The sequence below is a fragment of the Streptomyces sp. NRRL B-3229 genome, from assembly GCF_000719505.1.
Classification (GTDB): domain Bacteria; phylum Actinomycetota; class Actinomycetes; order Streptomycetales; family Streptomycetaceae; genus Streptomyces; species Streptomyces griseorubiginosus.
The window spans coordinates 251,985-270,143 of sequence record NZ_JOGP01000005.1 but is presented as its reverse complement, the minus strand read 5'-3'; the positions used below and the strand labels follow the sequence as shown (position 1 = coordinate 270,143).

At 70.0% G+C, this 18,159-nt stretch carries 12 protein-coding genes; 6 read left to right on the top strand and 6 right to left on the bottom strand.

Translation table 11 applies throughout. The features are described 5' to 3' along the window. The first annotated feature begins 44 nt into the window (after nt 1-44). Nucleotides 45-1,568 carry an aldehyde dehydrogenase gene (gene adh, locus IF54_RS0109795; protein WP_030316623.1) on the top strand — a complete coding sequence of 508 codons (1,524 nt, stop codon included), beginning with the start codon at nt 45-47 and terminating at the stop codon, nt 1,566-1,568. A 1,164-nt stretch (nt 1,569-2,732) separates the two neighbouring features. Here adh and IF54_RS42695 read toward each other — a convergent pair. Then, nucleotides 2,733-2,996 (bottom strand): 4-hydroxyphenylacetate 3-hydroxylase N-terminal domain-containing protein, encoded by a 264-nt coding sequence (locus IF54_RS42695; protein ID WP_030316620.1) that lies wholly within the window; start codon nt 2,994-2,996, stop codon nt 2,733-2,735. Nucleotides 2,997-3,595: 599 nt separating this feature from the next. On the opposite strand from IF54_RS42695, the gene IF54_RS42060 reads away from it, so the two are divergent. Genes IF54_RS42060 through IF54_RS0109760 form a run of 5 tightly spaced genes read left to right on the top strand, consistent with a single transcriptional unit; the run spans nt 3,596 to nt 8,149 of the window. Further along, on the top strand, nt 3,596-3,706 hold the full coding sequence (locus tag IF54_RS42060; RefSeq protein ID WP_107047813.1) for a keywimysin-related RiPP: 111 nt from the start codon (nt 3,596-3,598) through the stop codon (nt 3,704-3,706). Nucleotides 3,707-3,733: 27 nt separating this feature from the next. Beyond that, complete coding sequence (locus tag IF54_RS0109775; RefSeq protein WP_030316618.1) at nt 3,734-5,581, top strand: lasso peptide isopeptide bond-forming cyclase; 1,848 nt, start codon at nt 3,734-3,736, stop codon at nt 5,579-5,581. Nucleotides 5,582-5,610: 29 nt separating this feature from the next. Beyond that, nucleotides 5,611-5,865 carry a lasso peptide biosynthesis PqqD family chaperone gene (locus tag IF54_RS0109770; RefSeq protein WP_030316616.1) on the top strand — a complete coding sequence of 85 codons (255 nt, stop codon included), beginning with the start codon at nt 5,611-5,613 and terminating at the stop codon, nt 5,863-5,865. Next, on the top strand, nt 5,862-6,299 hold the full coding sequence (locus IF54_RS0109765) for a lasso peptide biosynthesis B2 protein (protein ID WP_030316612.1): 438 nt from the start codon (nt 5,862-5,864) through the stop codon (nt 6,297-6,299). Before IF54_RS0109770 ends, IF54_RS0109765 begins: the two co-directional genes overlap by 4 nt. After that, nucleotides 6,296-8,149 (top strand): ABC transporter ATP-binding protein, encoded by a 1,854-nt coding sequence (locus IF54_RS0109760; protein WP_051735374.1) that lies wholly within the window; start codon nt 6,296-6,298, stop codon nt 8,147-8,149. Before IF54_RS0109765 ends, IF54_RS0109760 begins: the two co-directional genes overlap by 4 nt. A 544-nt stretch (nt 8,150-8,693) precedes the next feature. Here the strand turns inward: IF54_RS0109760 and IF54_RS0109755 are convergent. The 5 genes from IF54_RS0109755 to IF54_RS0109735 form a co-directional block, all read right to left on the bottom strand. Further along, nucleotides 8,694-10,016, bottom strand: coding sequence for a ricin-type beta-trefoil lectin domain protein (locus IF54_RS0109755; protein ID WP_030316606.1), 1,323 nt, complete (start codon nt 10,014-10,016; stop codon nt 8,694-8,696). A 67-nt stretch (nt 10,017-10,083) separates the two neighbouring features. Further along, the gene (locus IF54_RS0109750) at nt 10,084-12,066 is read right to left on the bottom strand and encodes an alpha-L-fucosidase (protein ID WP_030316604.1); all 1,983 of its coding nucleotides are present in this window, start codon (nt 12,064-12,066) and stop codon (nt 10,084-10,086) included. Between the two features lie 57 nt (nt 12,067-12,123). Then, on the bottom strand, nt 12,124-14,532 hold the full coding sequence (locus IF54_RS0109745) for a ricin-type beta-trefoil lectin domain protein (protein WP_030316601.1): 2,409 nt from the start codon (nt 14,530-14,532) through the stop codon (nt 12,124-12,126). A 68-nt stretch (nt 14,533-14,600) separates the two neighbouring features. Next, entirely contained in the window at nt 14,601-16,433 is a 1,833-nt protein-coding gene (locus IF54_RS0109740; RefSeq protein ID WP_030316599.1) for an RICIN domain-containing protein, read from the bottom strand. Nucleotides 16,434-16,576: 143 nt separating this feature from the next. Further along, nucleotides 16,577-18,139 (bottom strand): arabinofuranosidase catalytic domain-containing protein, encoded by a 1,563-nt coding sequence (locus IF54_RS0109735; RefSeq protein ID WP_030316598.1) that lies wholly within the window; start codon nt 18,137-18,139, stop codon nt 16,577-16,579. Nucleotides 18,140-18,159 lie beyond the last annotated feature (20 nt).

The following is an 18,159-nucleotide window of genomic DNA, read 5'->3' as shown; positions in this document are numbered from 1 at the left end:
AGCCGCCCAACGGCGGGCGGCGCTGCTGAAGGAGGCTGGCCAGCATGACCCGTTACGCGGCACCCGGCACCGAGGGCGCGATCGTCTCCTACCAGGCGCGCTACGACCACTTCATCGGTGGCGAGTACGTGCCGCCGGCGCGCGGGCAGTACTTCGAGAACCCGTCTCCGGTGAACGGGCAGCCGTTCACCGAGGTCGCGCGGGGTACCGCGGAGGACGTGGAACGGGCGCTGGACGCCGCGCACGCCGCCGCGCCGGGCTGGGGCCGGACCTCGGTGACCGAACGCTCCGACATCCTCCTCAAGATCGCCGACCGGATGGAGGCGAACCTGGAGAAGCTCGCCGTCGCCGAGAGCTGGGAGAACGGCAAGCCGGTCCGGGAGACGCTGGCGGCCGACATCCCGTTGGCCATCGACCACTTCCGCTACTTCGCCGGGGCGATCCGGGCCCAGGAGGGGTCGCTGGGCGAGGTCGACGACGACACGGTGGCGTACCACTTCCACGAGCCGCTCGGCGTCGTCGCGCAGATCATCCCGTGGAACTTCCCGATCCTGATGGCGACGTGGAAGCTGGCCCCCGCCCTCGCGGCGGGCAACGCGGTCGTCATCAAGCCCGCCGAGCAGACCCCGGCCTCCATCCACTACTGGATGAGCCTGATCGCGGACCTGCTGCCGCCGGGCGTGTTGAACATCGTCAACGGCTTCGGTGTGGAGGCCGGCAAGCCGCTCGCGTCGAGCCCGCGGGTGGCGAAGGTGGCCTTCACCGGCGAGACCACGACGGGGCGGCTGATCATGCAGTACGCCTCCGAGAACATCAAGCCGGTCACCCTGGAACTCGGCGGCAAGTCACCGAACATCTTCTTCGACGACGTCTGGGCGCGGGACGACGACTTCCGGGACAAGGCGCTCGAAGGGTTCACGATGTTCGCCCTCAACCAGGGCGAGGTCTGCACCTGTCCGTCGCGGGCGCTGATCCAGTCCGGCCACTACTCCGAGTTCCTCGAGGCCGCCGTCGCCCGCACCGAACTCATCAAGCCGGGACATCCCCTCGACACCGACACGATGATCGGCGCCCAGGCCTCCAACGACCAGCTGGAGAAGATCCTCTCCTACCTGGACGTCGGCCGGCAGGAGGGGGCGCGTGTGCTCACCGGCGGCGAACGCATCGAGTACGACGGCGAGCTGAAGGGCGGCTACTACGTCCAGCCGACGATCTTCGAGGGCGACAACCGCATGCGGATCTTCCAGGAGGAGATCTTCGGCCCGGTCGTCTCGGTGACGTCCTTCGCCGACTTCGACGACGCCCTGAAGATCGCCAACGACACGCTGTACGGGCTCGGCGCGGGCGTGTGGACCCGGGACATCAACACGGCGTACCGCGCGGGCCGCGCGATCCAGGCGGGCCGCGTGTGGACCAACTGCTACCACGCGTACCCAGCGCACGCCGCGTTCGGCGGGTACAAGCAGTCGGGGATCGGGCGGGAGACGCACAAGATGATGCTGGAGCACTACCAGCAGACGAAGAATCTTCTGGTGTCGTACTCGCCGAAGAAGTTGGGCTTCTTCTAGAGCCTGAAGTCGGTTGCCTGGAGATGTCGTTGCGCTCCAGGCAACCCGAGCTGGGCATCCCCAGTCTACGGGCCGCCAGCTTCTTCCTCAGCCTGCCGCAGCGGCGACGCCACAGCCACCAGGCCCTCTACGCGGTCATCGCATCGGCTGACTCTGACCCACGTTCACCTCGGAAACCTTTCCGGTCTGCAAGGATGCACCGCACCCTCCGACGCGCCCGGCCTGAGCGCGGCATGTGTCGCGGGAGCGTGGCGGCCAAGCCACGTCTCGATCCGCTGCCACGCTTCACCGATCTGCCGCTCCTGCATCACGTCCTGTCGCGGACCACTTCCCTCGGCGGCATCCTCAGGCATCGTCACGCCTTTCTCGTTGCGGTCGGCGGGCAGAGCAGCGTACTGGGGGCCTCCTCCGCGAGGCCTTGTGCTCCATCCCCACCGCGGCTTCGGCCACCGCGTGAACGCCCCAAAGAGAGAAACGCGCCTGTGGTCGTACAGGCTTGCCATAAGCGCGGTCTTACCCACCTACAGGCCGAGCACGGCCTGTAGGTCTCCCAGCGCACCCCAGTGCTGCCCCCCTGCTTGCAGTCTGCGACCTGGCCACCAGGCTCACAGCCTGCCGGGTGCCGACCTGCCGCTCGACGCACCTGCGAGCCGGACGAGGGCGAGTGCCTCGGTGTCAGTACTCGGGGCTGCGCGGTAGCGGTCGCGGCAGCCGACCGCCCTGGAGGTGCCCGAGGCTCGCTGCCATTCGATGCGACGCTGGTGGCCGACGTCGGTGGCTGTGAGGAAGGTGGCATAGGCGGCCCGGCGCACCTCGCGCCGAGGCGAGGTGCTGGGCGGTCAGCGTCTGTCGGGCCACGTCGAGTTGGGCATCGGCCTGCAACCGTCCGGCCTCCCATGCGGCATCCGCTTGCCGGCGTCCCATCTGCCAGGCCGCATCCGCCTGCCGGACCGCGACGTCGAGCGTGCTCTGCGCCGGTCACCGGACGGCCGCCAGTGTGAGCCATCCTGCGACCGCACCGCCCGCGAGTGCACCGACCACCGCCGAACCGGGGGCGATGCACGCCGTCATCACCGCGTTCAAAGCGCCCTCACTTCCGATATCCCCCACCCGTATCCCCGCTCTGACCAGCCGTTCCGGCGCATTTCCGGGCCAAGGTCCCGCTCAGGCGCCCGTGCTCCGGTCTGGTGCCGGCTGTGCCGGCGCAGGTTGGTCTCGAGGTGCATGGCGTTGGCCAGGTCCGCCTTCCCCGTGCAGGAAGACCCGGCCCCACGGCACCAGCACCTCGACGGACACCACCAGGGAGCCCGCCTCCTCGAAATGGGCGGAGAGCGGCTGGTCGAAGGTGTTGCGGGTGCCGTCGTCGTAGGGCCGGCGGCTGATCAGGCGCAGCCCCGGCTTCTCCACGGGCACCGCGAACACCGCCACGGGGGAACGCGTCCTACTGCTCCGCGGACCTCTGAGCGGTCGATCCGCGGAGTGACCGGTGCGTGGGTGAGGAAAAGGTCGTTGTCCCGGACGTACTCGAAGTCCGCTTGGCCGACCCCGGTGACGCGAGCGTGATCGGGACCGGGACGTGGCGCCGGTCAGGCGTCGTGCGGACGCCGCGCCACCGGCTCACCGGATGGTGGAGCCAAGGGAAGCGTCGCACGGCCAGGAGCCAAGAGTGCGCCCGGCGGCGCTGCCCGTGACCGCCGTCGGGCGCACTCCGAGGGGAACGGCAGGCATCTGCCGGGACTCAAGTCAAAACGCTTCTTTGAACAAGCGCATACCCGACGCTCGAAACAATGCCGTGCAAAAAGCAATCCTGGACAGTGGGCGCGCACTCCGAGGAGTTCAAATTCTCCATATTAACTGAGCTTCGAAAACGCTCTTGCCCTGGGCTCAGGGTCTGGAGCTAGCTAGGTGCTGCGCCCACTTCCTGGCCCGGGTTCCCGATGAGCCTTGGGCAGACCGACAGCACGCCGGGCAGTCCCGGGGCCGTCGCTCAGGGAGGTGGTCGGGAAACCTGCACGTGAGGAGTAGTCATGAAGAAGGCATACGAGGCACCGACGCTCGTCCGGCTCGGCACCTTCCGGAAGGAAACGGGGCTCCTTCAGCGCTCCGGCAACGACCGGCTGATCCTGAGCAAGAACTGACGGATCGACGGTCCTTGACTCGACGTCATGACTGAACTGCACGAAAGTGCGGGGACGGGCCCCGGCGACGCGCACTTCGCGGTCTTCACCGACCACGAGGACGCGGCCGCCGTGGCCCGCTCCTTCGCCCGCCCCGGAAGCCGAATCGTCGCGCATGCGTCGGGCCGGCCCTGGCTGGTCGGCCAATGGCACGCCGACGACATGGTCACGGCGACCGCCCGCGGCGCCGCCGTGGCCGTCGTCGGCTGCTGCCCCGTCGAAGCCGGCGAACTGCGCCGCCGGGTCGCACGGTTGCGCGATCTCGCGGAGCTCGACGATCTGGCCCGGTCCCTTCCCGGCAGCTTCCACCTCGTCGGCGCCCTCGACGGACAGATCAGGATGCAGGGCACCGCCTCCGGGCTGCGACTCGTCTTCCACGCGGAGATCAATGGCGTGCGGGTGGCTGCCACCCGTGCCGACACGCTCGCCGCCCTCCTGGGCGTCGACCCCGACGTGGAAGAGCTGGCCGTGAGGCTGCTGTGGCCCGCCCCGTATCCGCTGTTCGAGACGTCCCTGTGGCGTCCGGTCACCGCCGTTCCTCCGCAGGACGCCATGGTCGTCACCGCGGACGGGCGCACCGTGCGGCACACCCGCTGGTGGACGCCGCCGGAGCCGGTCCGGCCGCTCGCCGAAGCAGCGCCTCTGATCCGCAAGGCACTGGAGGAAGCCGTTGACGCCCGTACCCGGCAGGGCGGCGTGGTCAGCTGCGATCTCTCCGGCGGCCTGGACTCGACCTCCGTCTGCTTCCTCGCGGACCGCTCCCCGGCCCGTGTGGTGGCCAGTACCTGGCCGGGACGCGATCCGGCGGACACCGACCTGTACTGGGCCGAACAGGCGATGGGCCACCTCCCGGACGTCGAGCAGGTGGTCTGGGACGCCGACGCATCGCCCCTGGTCTACGAGGACCTGCTCGCCATCGACGACCTCCTCGACGAGCCCACCATCGGCGTCATGGACCGCTCCCGGGTCCTGCACCATCTGCCGGGCCTCGCCGCACGCGGCAGCCGGTTGCATCTGACCGGCATCGGCGGCGATCACGTGGCATGGTGCTCCGAGGCCTACTACCACCGGCTGCTGCGCACCCGCCCGCTGTTCGCCGTACGGCAGTTGCGAGGGTTCCGGGCACTGTGGCAGTGGCCGCTCGCCGGCACGGCCCGCGCTCTCGCCGACTCCCGGCCGTACGGGAAGTGGCTCGCCGACTCCGCCGAACACCTGCGCGACCCACTGCCGCCGTCCGTCGCGACGGGTCTCGGCTGGGGCATGACCCCGCGCCTGTTCGACTGGGTGACGCCCGACGCCGAACGGATGGCCCGCCGGGCCCTGCTCACGGCGGCGACGGCCTCGCCACTGCATCCGGACCGTGGTCTGCACACCGACCTGGAACAGATCCGCTCATGCTCCCGCGTCATCCGGCAGTGGGACCGGATGGCGGCCCGCGCCGGTCTGCCGATGGCCTCGCCCTTCCTCGACGACCGCGTCATCGAGGCGTGTCTCGCCGTACGTCCGAGCGAGCGCGTCACGCCCTGGGCGTACAAGCCCGTCCTGAGCGCCGCGATGCGCGGGATCGTGCCCGAGACATGTCTGCGGCGGGCCAACAAGGCCACGGCCTCCATGGACGCCTCCAACGGGCTGCGGGAACACCGCGCCGACCTGCTGGAACTGTGGGAGAACTCGCGACTGGAGGAGCTGGGCCTGGTGAACGGCGCGGAACTCCGCCGCCTCGCCCGGCGGCCCGCCTCCCCGGGCCTGTCCGACGCCATCCTCTACTCCACGATCGCCGCCGAGGTGTGGCTGCGGGGACTCGCCCGCAGCGGCGCCCATGTCCCCCATCCCTGACCACATCCCCACGTCAGAAAGGCCCCCACATGCCCCTGCGGTTCGGCGACGACGTCTCCACGGCCGAGACCGACTACGGCACGGTGCTGCTGGACGAACGGGTCGGCGCCTACTGGGAGTTGAATCCGACCGCCACCCTGGTCGTGCGGACGCTGCTCGACGGCGGCGAGGAGTCGGACGCGGCCGCCGCCCTGGTCCGGGAGTTCGACATCGACCAGGCGCAGGCCATGCAGGACGTCGAGACGCTCGTACGGGAGCTGCGGAACTCGGGGCTAGCCTCATGACGACGCCCAGCGCACTGCAACGACCCACCGGTGTTCCCCTGGCCCGACGCCTGGCCGCCCGCCTCGTCCTGCTCCCCGCCGTCGCCCTCGCCCTCCTGCCACCCCGCAGCATCCGCACCGTACTCGGCATCCTGCGGCGCGGTGCCGCGCCGGCCGGCACGGAGCAGGCCCAGAACGCGCGCGACGCCATGTGCGCCGCCAGCCTGCGCTGCGCCGGACCGAAGGGGTGCCTGCCGCGCTCTCTGGGGGCGGCACTGCTGTGTCGGCTCGGCGGAACGTGGCCGACCTGGTGCACCGGCGTACGCGTCGTCCCGCCCTTCACCGCGCACGCCTGGATCGAGGCGGAAGGCAGTCCCGTCGGCGAGGGTGTGCCGGAGGGCTACTTCGCCCGGCTGGTGGCCGTCGCCCCGCAGCCCCGACCGACGGACCGATGACCGGCACGACGGTCGCGAACGGCGGCCGGGCCCGGGTCACCGAGGGGGACAAATCCACCCGGACGGCGGTGGCCACGATGTACCGGCTCACCGCCGGGCACCGGAGCGCCGTCGCCGTCGCCACGGTGCTGACCCTCGTGGGCTCCGCCCTGGGTCTGGCCCAGCCGCTCGTCGCCAGACAGGTCGTGGACGCGAGCGGCCGTGGACAGGCCATCTGGCCGCTGCTGGCGATCCTTGGCGCGCTGTTCGTCACCGAAGCGGCGACGGGAGCCGCCGGGCGCTTTCTCCTGGAGCGGATGGGCGAACGTGTCGTACGGCAGCTCCGGCACGGGCTGGTGGGGCGGCTGCTCCGGCTGGAGATGAGGGAGTACGACCGCCAACGGGGCGGCGACCTCATCTCTCGGGTGACGGCCGACACCACCTTGCTCCGGGAGGTCGTGTCGCAGGCCCTCGTCGATCTGGTGACGGGAAGCCTTGTCGCCGCGGGGGCGCTCGTCCTCATGGCGTGGCTGGACCCCCTGCTGCTGCTCATGGTCGCCGTCACCGTGGCCGCGGCGGCCCTGGTCGTCGCCTCGCTGCTCACGCGCATCCGAAGCGCGTCCGAACAGATGCAGGACTCGGTCGGTGCCATCGCCGCAGACCTTGAACGCGCCCTCGGTGCCCTGCCGATGGTCCGCGTGCACTGCGCCGAGGAGCGCGAGGCGGCAGGCATCGGCGCACGTGTCGAGACGGCCTACGGCGCGGGGGTACGCACCGCGAAGATCGCCTCTGTCATGAGCCCCGCTGTCGAACTGGCCGTCCAGGGCTCCTTCCTCATCGTCCTGGTCGTCGGCAGCCTTCGTGTCAACGGGCACGCCGGTTCCCTCGGCGACCTCGTCGCCTTCCTGCTGTACGCCTCGTACCTCGTGCTGCCGCTGTCCTCCGTCTTCCATGCCATGGGCCTCGTCCAACGCGGGATGGGCGCCTACCAGCGCATCGACCAGACACTCCGTCTGCCCGTCGAACCCACCGCACCGCGCATCCCAAGAGCCCCCGTCCGCACACCCCCGCCGGCCAGACCGTCCGACACCCCAGAGCAGCCCGTCCTCGCCCTGCGCGACGTCCGCTTCGGCTTCGACCCGGACCGGCCGGTCCTGCGTGGCGCCTCACTCACCGTCGCCCACCGGCAGCACGTCGCCCTGGTGGGCCCGTCGGGAGCCGGCAAGAGCACGTTGTTCGCCCTGGTGGCGAGGTTCTACGAGCCGGACGCGGGCCACGTGCTCTTCGACGGGCGGCCCGCGACCGAACTCACCCGTGCCGCATGCCGCCGACGCATAGCCGTCGTCGACCAGAACGCGCACGTCGTCCATGGCACCCTGCGCGACAACATCGCCTACGCCGTGCCCGACGCCCCGGAAGCGGAGATCCGGCGCGTCGTGGAACTGGCCCGGCTCGAAGAAGTCGTCGACCGGCTGCCCGGCGGGCTGACCGCCGTCATCGGTGAACGCGGCGGCACCCTCTCCGGCGGCGAACGGCAACGTGTCGCCCTCGCCCGCGCGTTGCTGGCCCGCCCCACGCTGCTCCTGCTGGACGAACCCACCTCCCACCTCGACGCGATCAATGAATCGGCGCTCACCGCCGTCATGAAGGACGTCGCCCAGGAGTGCGCTTTGCTGGTCATCGCGCACCGCCTGTCCACCGTGCAACACGCCGACCACATCGTCGTGCTGCGGGACGGCCGCACCGCCGCCGGCGGACGCCACGAGGAGTTACTGGCCGACTGCGGCCTTTACCGCGAACTGGCCGTGAGCCAGATGCTCAGGCCTGGCCGGCACCCCGGAGGCGGCAACCGAGGGGGGACATCGGGGTGAAGCCGTGCCGTCCTCGCGGCCCAGTCGGCCACTTGGGTTCTTCCAGAGCCTGAAGTCGGCTGCCTGGAGAAGCCGTTGCGGTGCCTGCGCCGGCTACACCGCTCGTCTCAACCAACACGAACGAGACCCAGGCGAATCACGCCGCCACGAACGCGCCCAAGGCCGGAGAAACCATGCGCGCGGCCGGACTCGACCCGCTGAAACCCTATCCGGGCAGCCAAACACCGTGGCGAAGCCGCCGCACCACAAGCAGTCGTCGTATCAGACCCCCGTCTACGCGGCCCCGCACGGATTAAGCCGACGGAAGCCGAGGGGGGTCTTCACGAGTCAGGAGCGATCACAAGCGGGTCACCGACCGCGGACTTACTCATGTGCCATGTCGTGCCGCCGGACTCGCAGGCCAACATCACAGATCACGGACCAAGATCCGGACCGGGAGCGGACCAACCCGGCGCGAGAAGGCGCCCTGGCCGGTCCCCCGTTGCGACCCGGTTCGGATTCGGCTGCGGGGCCAGGCACGCATGGATCGTGCCTGGCCCCGTGATCAGTTCTCCAGGCGCCAGCGCTGGTTCGTGCCGCCGGAGCAGCTCCAGAGCTGGATCTTCGTGCCGTTGGCGGTTGCTTGGCCGTTGGCGTCCAGGCAGAGCCCCGACTGCGCCGCGGTGATCGTGCCGTCGGGGTTGATGTTCCACTGCTGGTCCGCCTGGCCGTTGCAGTCCCAGATCGCCGCCGGCGTGCCGTTGCCCGCCCCCTGGCCCACGCCGAGGCACTTGTTGCCGTAGATCACCAGCTGCTTTCCGGTGCTGTAGGTCCACCGCTGGTTGGTGCCGCCGTTGCAGTCCCACAGTTGGGCCTGCGTGCCGTTGGTGGTGGTGAAGTTGTTGATGTCGAGGCAGCGTCCGGACTGCTGGCCGACGATCTTCTGGTTGCCGGACGGCTGCGGGTCCGGCGGCGGTGTCGTGCCCGAGCCGAACTGGGTGAAGAACTGCCACACCGCCGCCGACGTCCAGGTGCGCCAGCCGTCACCTGTGGAACCGTCGATGGGGCCGGGGTCGTGGCCCGCTCCGTCGAACGCGGCCCAGACGACGGGGTATCCGGACCTGCATCCTGAGTAGGTGGTGATGATGTGCGTCAGGCTCCCGTAGGCCGGCTCGGGCGGGTTCTGCGGGGTGCAGCCGTTCGTCCGGACGAAGGTGTCGCGCAGGTCTCGTCCCGACTGGATGGGCAGCACGTTGTCCCTGAGCCCGTGCAGTCCCATGTAGGCGATGGGCTGGTTGCCGCCGTTGCACCCGCTGAGGTTGGCGCCGGAGTAGACCGCGACCGCGCGGAAGACCGTGGCCCGGGAGCAGGCGAGGGCGTACGACATGCCGCCGCCGTAGCTGAACCCGCCGGCGAACAACTGGGTGGTGTCGACGCACAGGCCCGCTTCGATCTGGTTGACCATGGCGTCGACGAAGGCCACGTCCTGGCCTCCGGGGTTGGCCCAGCCGTTGCCGTTGCCCTGGGGGGCGACGAAGATCGTGCCGTTGTTCGCGGCGTCCGCCAGGCGCCTGAGGCCGTAGTAGGACCAGTTGTACCCGTCCGTTCCGCCTGAGTCGACGTCGTTCGCGGTGCCGCCCCGCCAGTGGAAGCCGAAGATCAGCCGGTAGGGGCGGTTGCTGTCGTAGCCGGCGGGGACCCGCAGGATGTAACTGCGGTTCTGGCCCCCGCTCTGGATCGTGTGGTTTCCGCTGGCCAGCGCCGCGGGCTTGCCACAGCCGGTGCTGGCCGCGGCGGTCCTCGTCACCGACGCGGGTGCGCCGGGGCCGCTGCTGAACGACGTGCCCGCGGCCGCCAGGACGAGAAGCAGCGCGGCCACCAGGGGCATCAAGAGCGGTGTGCGTTTCATGCTCTCCTTCTTCCGTGGTCAGAGGAGTGACAGGGAGCACCCGTGCTCAGACGGGGGTGATGGTCCATTGGTTGTTGGTGCTGGAGTTCGGCGTCCACAGCACCGTGGTCGAACCGGCCGTGGTGCTGCCGCTGCCGTCGAGGGCGGTGCCGGTGCCGCGGTTGACGATCTGGTAGCGGTTGTTGCCGAGGCTGGTGAGTGACCACTGCTGGTTGTTGCCGCCGTTCCAGGCCTCCTGGCGGGCGGGAGCGCCGTTGGCGGTGTTGCCCCAGCTGTCGGCGGCCATGCCGTTGGTGCGGTTCATGATCCGGTAGTAGCCGTTGCCGAGGTCGACCAGCTGCCACTGGAGGTTGGTGCTGCCGTCGTAGTTCCACTGCTTGAGGTTGGAGCCGGAGGCCACGCTGCCGCCGCTGTCGAGCACCAGTCCGCTGGTCACGTTGGCGATCCTGACCCAGGTCGTGGAGCCGCCCGGCGCGCCCAGGACCGGTATCTCGCCGGAGAAGGTGAGCTTGACCGTGTACGCCAGTGCGCTGAACGGCGCGTTGGACGAGGGCATGGTGAGGTGCAGGCCGGAGGCGTCCTGGACGGGTGCGGGCAGGTCGATGTAGGTGCCGGCGGTGTTGTTCAGCAGTTGGGCGCGCGTCAGGCTGCTGAGGTTGATCTGGTTGGAGTTCAGCGTCGCGATGGTCAGGGTGCCGCCCTGCCAGCCGAGGGCGGTGGCGTAGAGCACCTTGTTGTCCTTGCTGCGGGTGAACCGGACGTCCTGCGGTTTGCCCGCCACCGGTCCGCTGAACGAACCCCCGCCCATCTTGGTGGGGCCCTCGCCGTAACTGGCCCAGGAGCGGGTGGAGTAGACCGCCTCTCCGAAGCGGCCCAGCCAGTCGCCCATGGCGAGCAGGATGGACTGCTGTCCCGAGGGGATGGTGCCGTCGGCCATCGGGGCGATGTTCAGCAGCATGCTCCCGCCCTTGCTGACCCGGTCGATCAGGGAGTGGAGCAGGGCCTGCGTCGAGTAGTAGCCGATGCCGACCGTGTAGCACCAGCTGGAGGAGGAGATGCTGTCGTCGGTCAGCCAGTAGGGGGTGAGCAGCCCGGCTGGGCCGCCCCGCTCGAAGTCGAAGACCTCACCCTTGTTGTTGAAGCCGTCCTTGTAGGTCGCTGCCACGTCCTTGTTCCACGCGACCGCCTGGTTGTAGTAGTGCGCGAGGAACTGGAGCCGGTAGGACTCCTGCACCTGGTTGAGGGCGAAGTCCTGCCACAGCAGGTCCGGTTGGTAGCCGTCGACGACCTCGGCCAGCTTGTCGTACCAGAGCTTGTTCTCCGCCGCCGAGCCCTGCTGGCCGTAGAGGATGCGCAGCGTCGGGTCCGACTGGGACGGCACATGGTCGTAGTAGCCGTTGAAGTGGTAGGCGTGGTGCAGGGAGGCCATGAACTTCAGCCCCTGCCCGCGGATGGCCTGGGCGTGCAGCCCCACCAGGTCGAGCCTGGGGCCGTGCTGCACCGAGTTCCACGGGTTGGAGCGGCTGTTCCACATGGAGAAGCCGTCGTGGTGTTCGGCGACCGGCCCGGCGAAGCGGGCGCCCGCGGCCTTGAACAGCCGCGCCCAGGCGTCCGGGTCGAAGCTGCCGCCCTGGGAGGCGAGCTTGGGGGCGAACTGGACGAAGTTGCCCGCCTTGTCACGGGCGCCGTCGATGAAGTTGTTGTAGGGCCAGGCCGAGGGGTCGCCGTAGGTGGCCTTGTGGTGGTTGTTCTCGGCCGAGCCGCCGATGTACATGTTGCGCGGGTACCACTCGTTGCCGAACGCCGGAACGCTGAAGGCACCCCAGTGGTAGTAGATGCCGAACTTGGCGTCCTGGAACCAGGCGGGCGCCGGGGGGTGCTGGTCCACGGAGGACCAGCTCGGGGTGTAGCTCTGCGGGCCCTCGGTCGCGGCGGCGTCCGGCGCGAACCGCAGCCGGCCGACGGCTGTCGCGGCACCGGCCGCCGCCAGCAGCCGGCGTCGGCTGAGCGGCAGGGGGGAGGAAGTCATGTGGGGCCTTTCGGAAGGATCGGGCGGGCTCGGGAAGCCCGCCCGCCGGTCACGGGATCAGTCGCGCGTCCACTTCTGGCTGCTGCCGCCGTTGCAGGTGGACAGCTGGAGCGGGGTGCCGTTGGCCGTTCCGGCGCCGGTGGCGTCCAGGCAGAGACCGGACTGGACGCCGGTGAGGGTGCCGTCGGTGCGGAGCGTCCACTTCTGGTTGGCGCCGCCGTTGCAGTCCCAGATGGTCACCTTGGTGCCGGGGGTGGTGCCCTGTCCGGCCGCGTCCAGGCAGGCGCTGCCGTAGACCCGCAGCTCACCGGCCGAGGTGTTCGTCCACTGCTGGTTGCTGCCGCCGTTGCAGTCCCACAGCGCCACCTGGGTGCCGGCCGTGTGCGACTGGTTCGGCACGTCCACGCACCGGCCGGAGGCGGTCCCCACGATCGCTCCGGTGGTGCCGCCGTCGTTTCCACCGCTGCCGGGGGTGATGGACAGGTTGTCGAACTGAGCCGTCTCGCCCTGGCTGGTCCCGTAGCCGATCTGCCCGGTCGCCCAGGTGCCGTCGTTCGCGGAACCGACCGTGGCACCGTCGACGACCGCGGTGATCGTGGTGCCGGAGAAGGTGAGGCCCAGGGTGTGCCAGCGGTTGGTGCCCAGCGCGGCGGTGGTGCCGCGGGCCAGGGTGGTGACGGTGCCGTTGGTGTTCGAGTTCAGGATCGACCAGGCCCCGGTGTCGCTCACCCTGAGGCGGTAGGCGTTCTGCCCGCCGGTGCGGTCGTAGTCGTGCCCGCCCGCACGGCCGATCAGCTCGACGTAGCCGGACTGTTCGAGCAGTACGTCCGAGGAGACCGTGTAGTTGCCCCAGCCCACGTCGCCGAGCAGGGCGTGCGGATCGGTCAGCGTGTCCCAGGTGATCGGCTTCTGCGGGCTCATCTGGCGCACGCACATGCCGCTGCGGCCGCCGCCGCAGCCCACCGCCTCGAAGGCGCCCTGCCAGTCCATGAGGTACTTCGCCTCGGTGCCGGTGGCGTTGCCGTCGAAGGAGTCGCTGTACGGCAGCTTCAGTGAGGCCTTGGCCGGACCGGTGGCGGTGCCCTTGCCCTGCCCGGTCGTGGTGGTCAGGGTGTAGAGGTGGCCGGGCCGCACGGTCAGGCTGAAGGTGCCGCCGGACGGGGTGATGTCGGTGGCGTGCACGAAGTGGTCGGCCGTGTTGCCGGACCTGACGTCGGTGGACCAGACGTGCACGGTTCCGGTGGACAGCCCGCCGGTGACACTGAAGTTCAGCGTCTGGTCGCCGCCGGCGTCCATCGTCTCGACGACCGTGGACCAGTCGGAGTTGTTGGGGGACTTGAGCGACACGTAGCTTCCGTTGGCGCGGTTGCCGCCGATGTAGCCGCTGGAGGAGTCGAGATACCGCCATCCCGGGGCGGTGAACTGGCTGGTGTGCGCCATCACCCAGGCGTTCTTGCCGATCGAGTAGGCGCCGGACCACGGCTGCGCGGCCAGGGCGAGACCCATCGTCGGGTACGGCAGGTTGGGGGTGAGGGCGGCGACCACCGGCCAGTTGAGGTAGGCGGTCATCCGTCCGTCGATGTACCCGCGGTTGATGCCGCGGGCCACGGCCTGCGCTCCCCCGTTGTAGTCGTCCGAGCCGTTCTCGCTCGCCCACAGGGGCTTGCCGGACGACAGGGCCGCCGCCGGCACCGAGCAGTCGGACTGGGCCGACCGGTAGCCGCAGGGGTAGTGCGTGCCGATGGCGCTCACCGCGGAGGCGAACGACGCGTTGGAGTTGACGTCGTTGGCCACCCCCCAGTCCGAGTCGGCGGCGACGATCTTGACGGAGCCGTAGCCGTTGCTGTTGAGGGCGCTGCGAAGTTGCTGGTACCAGGAGACGTTGTAGCCGCGCTCGTTCCAGCCGCCGAGGTAGTCGATGCTGAGTCCGTGCTTCTTGGCACAACCCAGCCACGAGAGGTCGTAGTTGACCATGTCGGTGGACCAGAAGTTGCCGCCGCCGATCCAGCCGGGCGCGCCCCAGGCGAGCCCGTACAGCTTGATGTTCGGGTTGCGCGCCTTGGCCTGCTCCATCAGCCACCACTCGTAGCCCCGGTCGCAGTTGAGGTCGGACCGGGTGTGCTGGTGGCTCGGCTCGGCGCCCGAGGTGGAGTTGGTGTCGCCGCCGATCTCCGCCTTGAGGATCTGGAGGGAGGCGCCGTAGCCGGGCTTGAACAGGTAGTCGAGGATCTGGCCGCGCTGGGGCTCGGGGTAGTCGATCAGGAGTCTGCTGTTGCCACCTCCGCCGCTGATGGCGCCGACGCCGTCGAAGACGCGGCCGCCGGAGGTGCCGTTGAGGGTGATGGAGGTGGCGGCCTGTGCAGGCGCGGCGGCCGTGCCGACGACGCCGCCGGCGGTCAGGAGGAGGCCCGCGACGACGGCCGTCGGGACACGCAGGCGCCGTAACAGCCGTGCGATTGCTGACACGGTGGGATCCTTTCGCAGGTGGGGGGTGTCCACGGCCGGTGCGGTCGGCGGACGGTTCAGCGGACGGTTCAGCGGACGAAGAAGTCCTGGTTGGTGCCGGGTGCGTTCTTGCACGGCCACTGGTCCAGTTGCTGGCCGGTGTTGTTGCCGGCGCCGTAGACGTCCAGGCACAGACCGCTGTTGCGGTTCTGGAAGGCGTAGGAGCCGTCGGACTGGCGGACGGGCAGCCAGAGGCCGTTGGCCGCTGTGCCGGGGGGCTGTTGGACGATGTTCGGGGTGCCTGCCGTCATGGAGCTGCCCGCGACCGCGACGTCCTGGCCGGAGCTCTGGGCGCGCAGCTCGCCGTAGCCACCCGAGGCCGGCACGAACTGGAACTGCTGGTTGCTCTGCCCGTTGCAGGTCCACTGGTCGATCGCGGCGCCCGCGCTGCCCGAGTTGCCGTACACGTCCAGGCACAAGCTGTCGTGGGCGGCGACGAGTTGGTGGTAGCCGGCCGGGAAGCCCGCGCCGCCGGAGGAGGCGGGGGTCAGATACACGGTGAACGCGTCGTGGGCGCCCTGGAACGTGAACGGCACGGTGATCGAGCCGCCGGCGGTGCTCACGTTCTGGTCGTACACGGTCTGGGGAGCCGCGAGGGGCGCCTGGTCCGGGATGCGGTGCACGGTGACGTGGACGTTGCCGTCGTTCGCCAGCCAGGGCACGGACGACAGCCCGTTGAAGGTCACGGACGCGGCACCGGTGTACCCGTTGGAGTCGCCGACGACAGCGACCGCCCGCCCGGCGGAGGCGTCCTCGGCTGCCGATATCGCCGTCGAGCCGACCTGGCCCGAGGTGTCGACGAGGGTGCCGGTCATGTCGGCGTACTCCCGCAGCGCCCACCAGTTGCCGGTGGGCTGCCAGTTGCCGCCGCTCTGGGTGAGGACGCCGGTCAGGTTGGGGGTGACGCAGCAGACCCAGTTGCCGCGCATCGCGTTGGTGTACCCGGACTGCGCGAACCGGGCGAGGTACCAGGCCGTCACCCCGGTGGTCTGCCGGTCGGCGGGCTGGTACTCGTTCGAGGACAGGGGCAGTTGGCCGATGCCGGCCGTGCTCAGGGCGTTGTTCAGGGCGCGCGCGACGGTGACCGGGTCGTCGACATCGCCCTCGTTGTGGTTGGCGATCATGTCCGGCACGGTTCCGGCCGCCTTCACGTGTGCGAGCCAGGTCCGCCACTGGCCGGAGTTGCGTTCCGGGGTGAACGCGAAGGAGGGTCCGACGATCTGCGCCCCGGGGGCGATGCGCCGGATCTCGCGGTAGGCCGTGTCCCACATCTGGAAGTACTGGGCGCTGTTGACACCGCGGGTCCAGAAGGCGGAGATGTCGGGCTCGTTCCAGATGTCGTAGGAGAAGGTGAGCCCCGTGGCCTGTAGTGCGCCCACGGTGGCGTCGATGAAGCGGAGCCAGTCGGAGCAGTCGCCGTTGTCGCACGGGTACCTGGTGTTCGACGGCTGACCGCCGTTCGCGCCGTAGATGTCACTGACGAGGACCTGGTACTGCGCGTGGTAGGGCGGCCGGGTCAGGCGTTTCGCCTGTGCGGTGATCGAGTCGAGGTCGGCCCGGGTGGCCGTGCCGTACTGGTAGCCGTCCCTGATCCAGCCGCCGGAGAACCATCCGCCGCCACGGAAGGCGTTGATCCCGAGCGGTTGGAGGAACTCGTCCACCGGCCTGGTGCCGTCCTCGCTGATGCCGTAGAGGAACCCCTCCCCCACGCCGGTCGAGGGGCCGCGGGTCGACGCCAGGTTCACGCTCAGCGACTTGCCCTCGGCGGCCCTGCTCACTGTCGTCGACAGCAGCGGCAGCACGAGCGCCAGGAGGATGCCGGCCAGCAGTGCCCGACGGCCGGATCTCACTCTCGTCCTCATCCGATTCTCCTGAGTCTGGGCGCCGCTGCGCTGCGGCGCGCGTGCTGGACGGGGCCGGCTTGCGTATGGGGTCCGAGCGCGCGGCGGCATGCCGGGGCGGCGGTCGGATGCCGCCCCGGAGCCGCGCGGGGGCCCTCACATGGTCAGCTCAGCGACCACTGCTGGTTGGACTGGCTGTTGCAGGTCCACAGCTCCACGGGGGTGCCGTTGGCCGTGGCGGCGCCCGTCACATCGAGGCACAGGCCGGACTGGGCGCTGGTGACGGTGCCGTTGGCGTTGACGTTCCACTGCTGGTTGGGCTGGCCGTTGCAGGTCCAGGTGATGACCTTGGTGCCGGGGCTGGTGCCCTGGTTGGAGGCGTCCAGGCACAGCCGGCTGCTGCCGGAGTACACGGTGAGCTCGCGGGAGCCGGTCCGGGACCAGGTCTGGTTCGCCGCACCCGAGCAGTCCCGGATCTGCGTCTGTGTACCCGGGGTCGTGGACGCGCCCGGTACCTCCAGGCACTTGCCGGCGCCCACCGCGTGCAGCGCGGTCGACGTACCGCCACCGCCACCCGAGCCGTAACCGGCCGCGGTGATGCTCGCCTGGACGGCGTTCTCGGTGGCGTCGGTGGGGTAGCCGGCCGTGATGGCGCCCTCGAAGAACTCGCCGGTGCCCGAGACGCTGTTGTCTCCGCCGGTGCCGAGCAGGACGGAGCTGTCGACCTTCATCGGCGAGTAGCCGTTCGGCAGGGGGCCGGAGAAGGTGGTGGTCAGCCCGCCGCTCGCGCCGTCGCCGTATTTGAGGGTGAAGTTGGTGGTGCCGTTGTTCTTCTCCCAGGCGCTGACGAAGGGGTGGTGCACACCGGGGTTGTTGGGGTCCTTGTTGGAGCCGGTGTTGGTGTGGAACATGCCGTTCTCCAGGTCGGCCTCCACCCACGGCCCCGACCCGGTACAGCCGCCGAACCAGCAGGCGTTGCCCCAGTAGATGGCGTTCATGGTGGCGTTGCCGGTGTCGGTGTGGGTGTTCTCACCGAGTCCGTAGTCGAAGCAGCACCACTGGTTCGTGTAGTTCGACGACGTCACCATGTAGATGCCCGAGGGCTGGGATCCGGTGGGGACGCCTTTCGCGTTGTCGTGCCGGTAGCCGACGCCCTGGGCGACCTTGACGCCGAAGACCTGGTGGCCGGCCGCGGTCACCGGCAGGGCCATGGCATCCGCGCCGACGTCGGACCCGTTCGGCCCCGGGCCCTTCCAGTAGCCGCCCCAGGAGATCGGCATGTCGTTGTGCTGCGCGGTCTGGTCGTAGATCTTCGTGATCGTGCACGACGTGCCCGAGCAGAACGACACCTGGGACGCGCCGTCGGCGTAGCCGCCCGCGCTCAGCAGCCCGATGTCGCGGTAGCCGCGGTCGGAGGCCCGCTGGATCTGGTAGAGCGGGCCGTTGTACGACGCGAAGAGCGCCCTGGTCGTGGAGTGCGCCGTCACACACGGCGTACCGCCCGCGGCGTAGAGGTCGCACGGGAGCGACACGTCCGCCACGCGTTGGGCCGCCGGGTGGACGACGTCCGCCACTCGCTGAGCCGCCGGACGGACCACGGCCGCCGTCGTGGACTGCGGCGAGGTGGCGAACGCCGGGGCGCCGAACGCTGCCACGATCATCGCCAGGGCGACAAGGAACACGGCTTTCCCTCGCCTGCGTGGGCGATCACTGCCTGGTTCGAGCATGAAGGTCTCCTCCGGGTTCG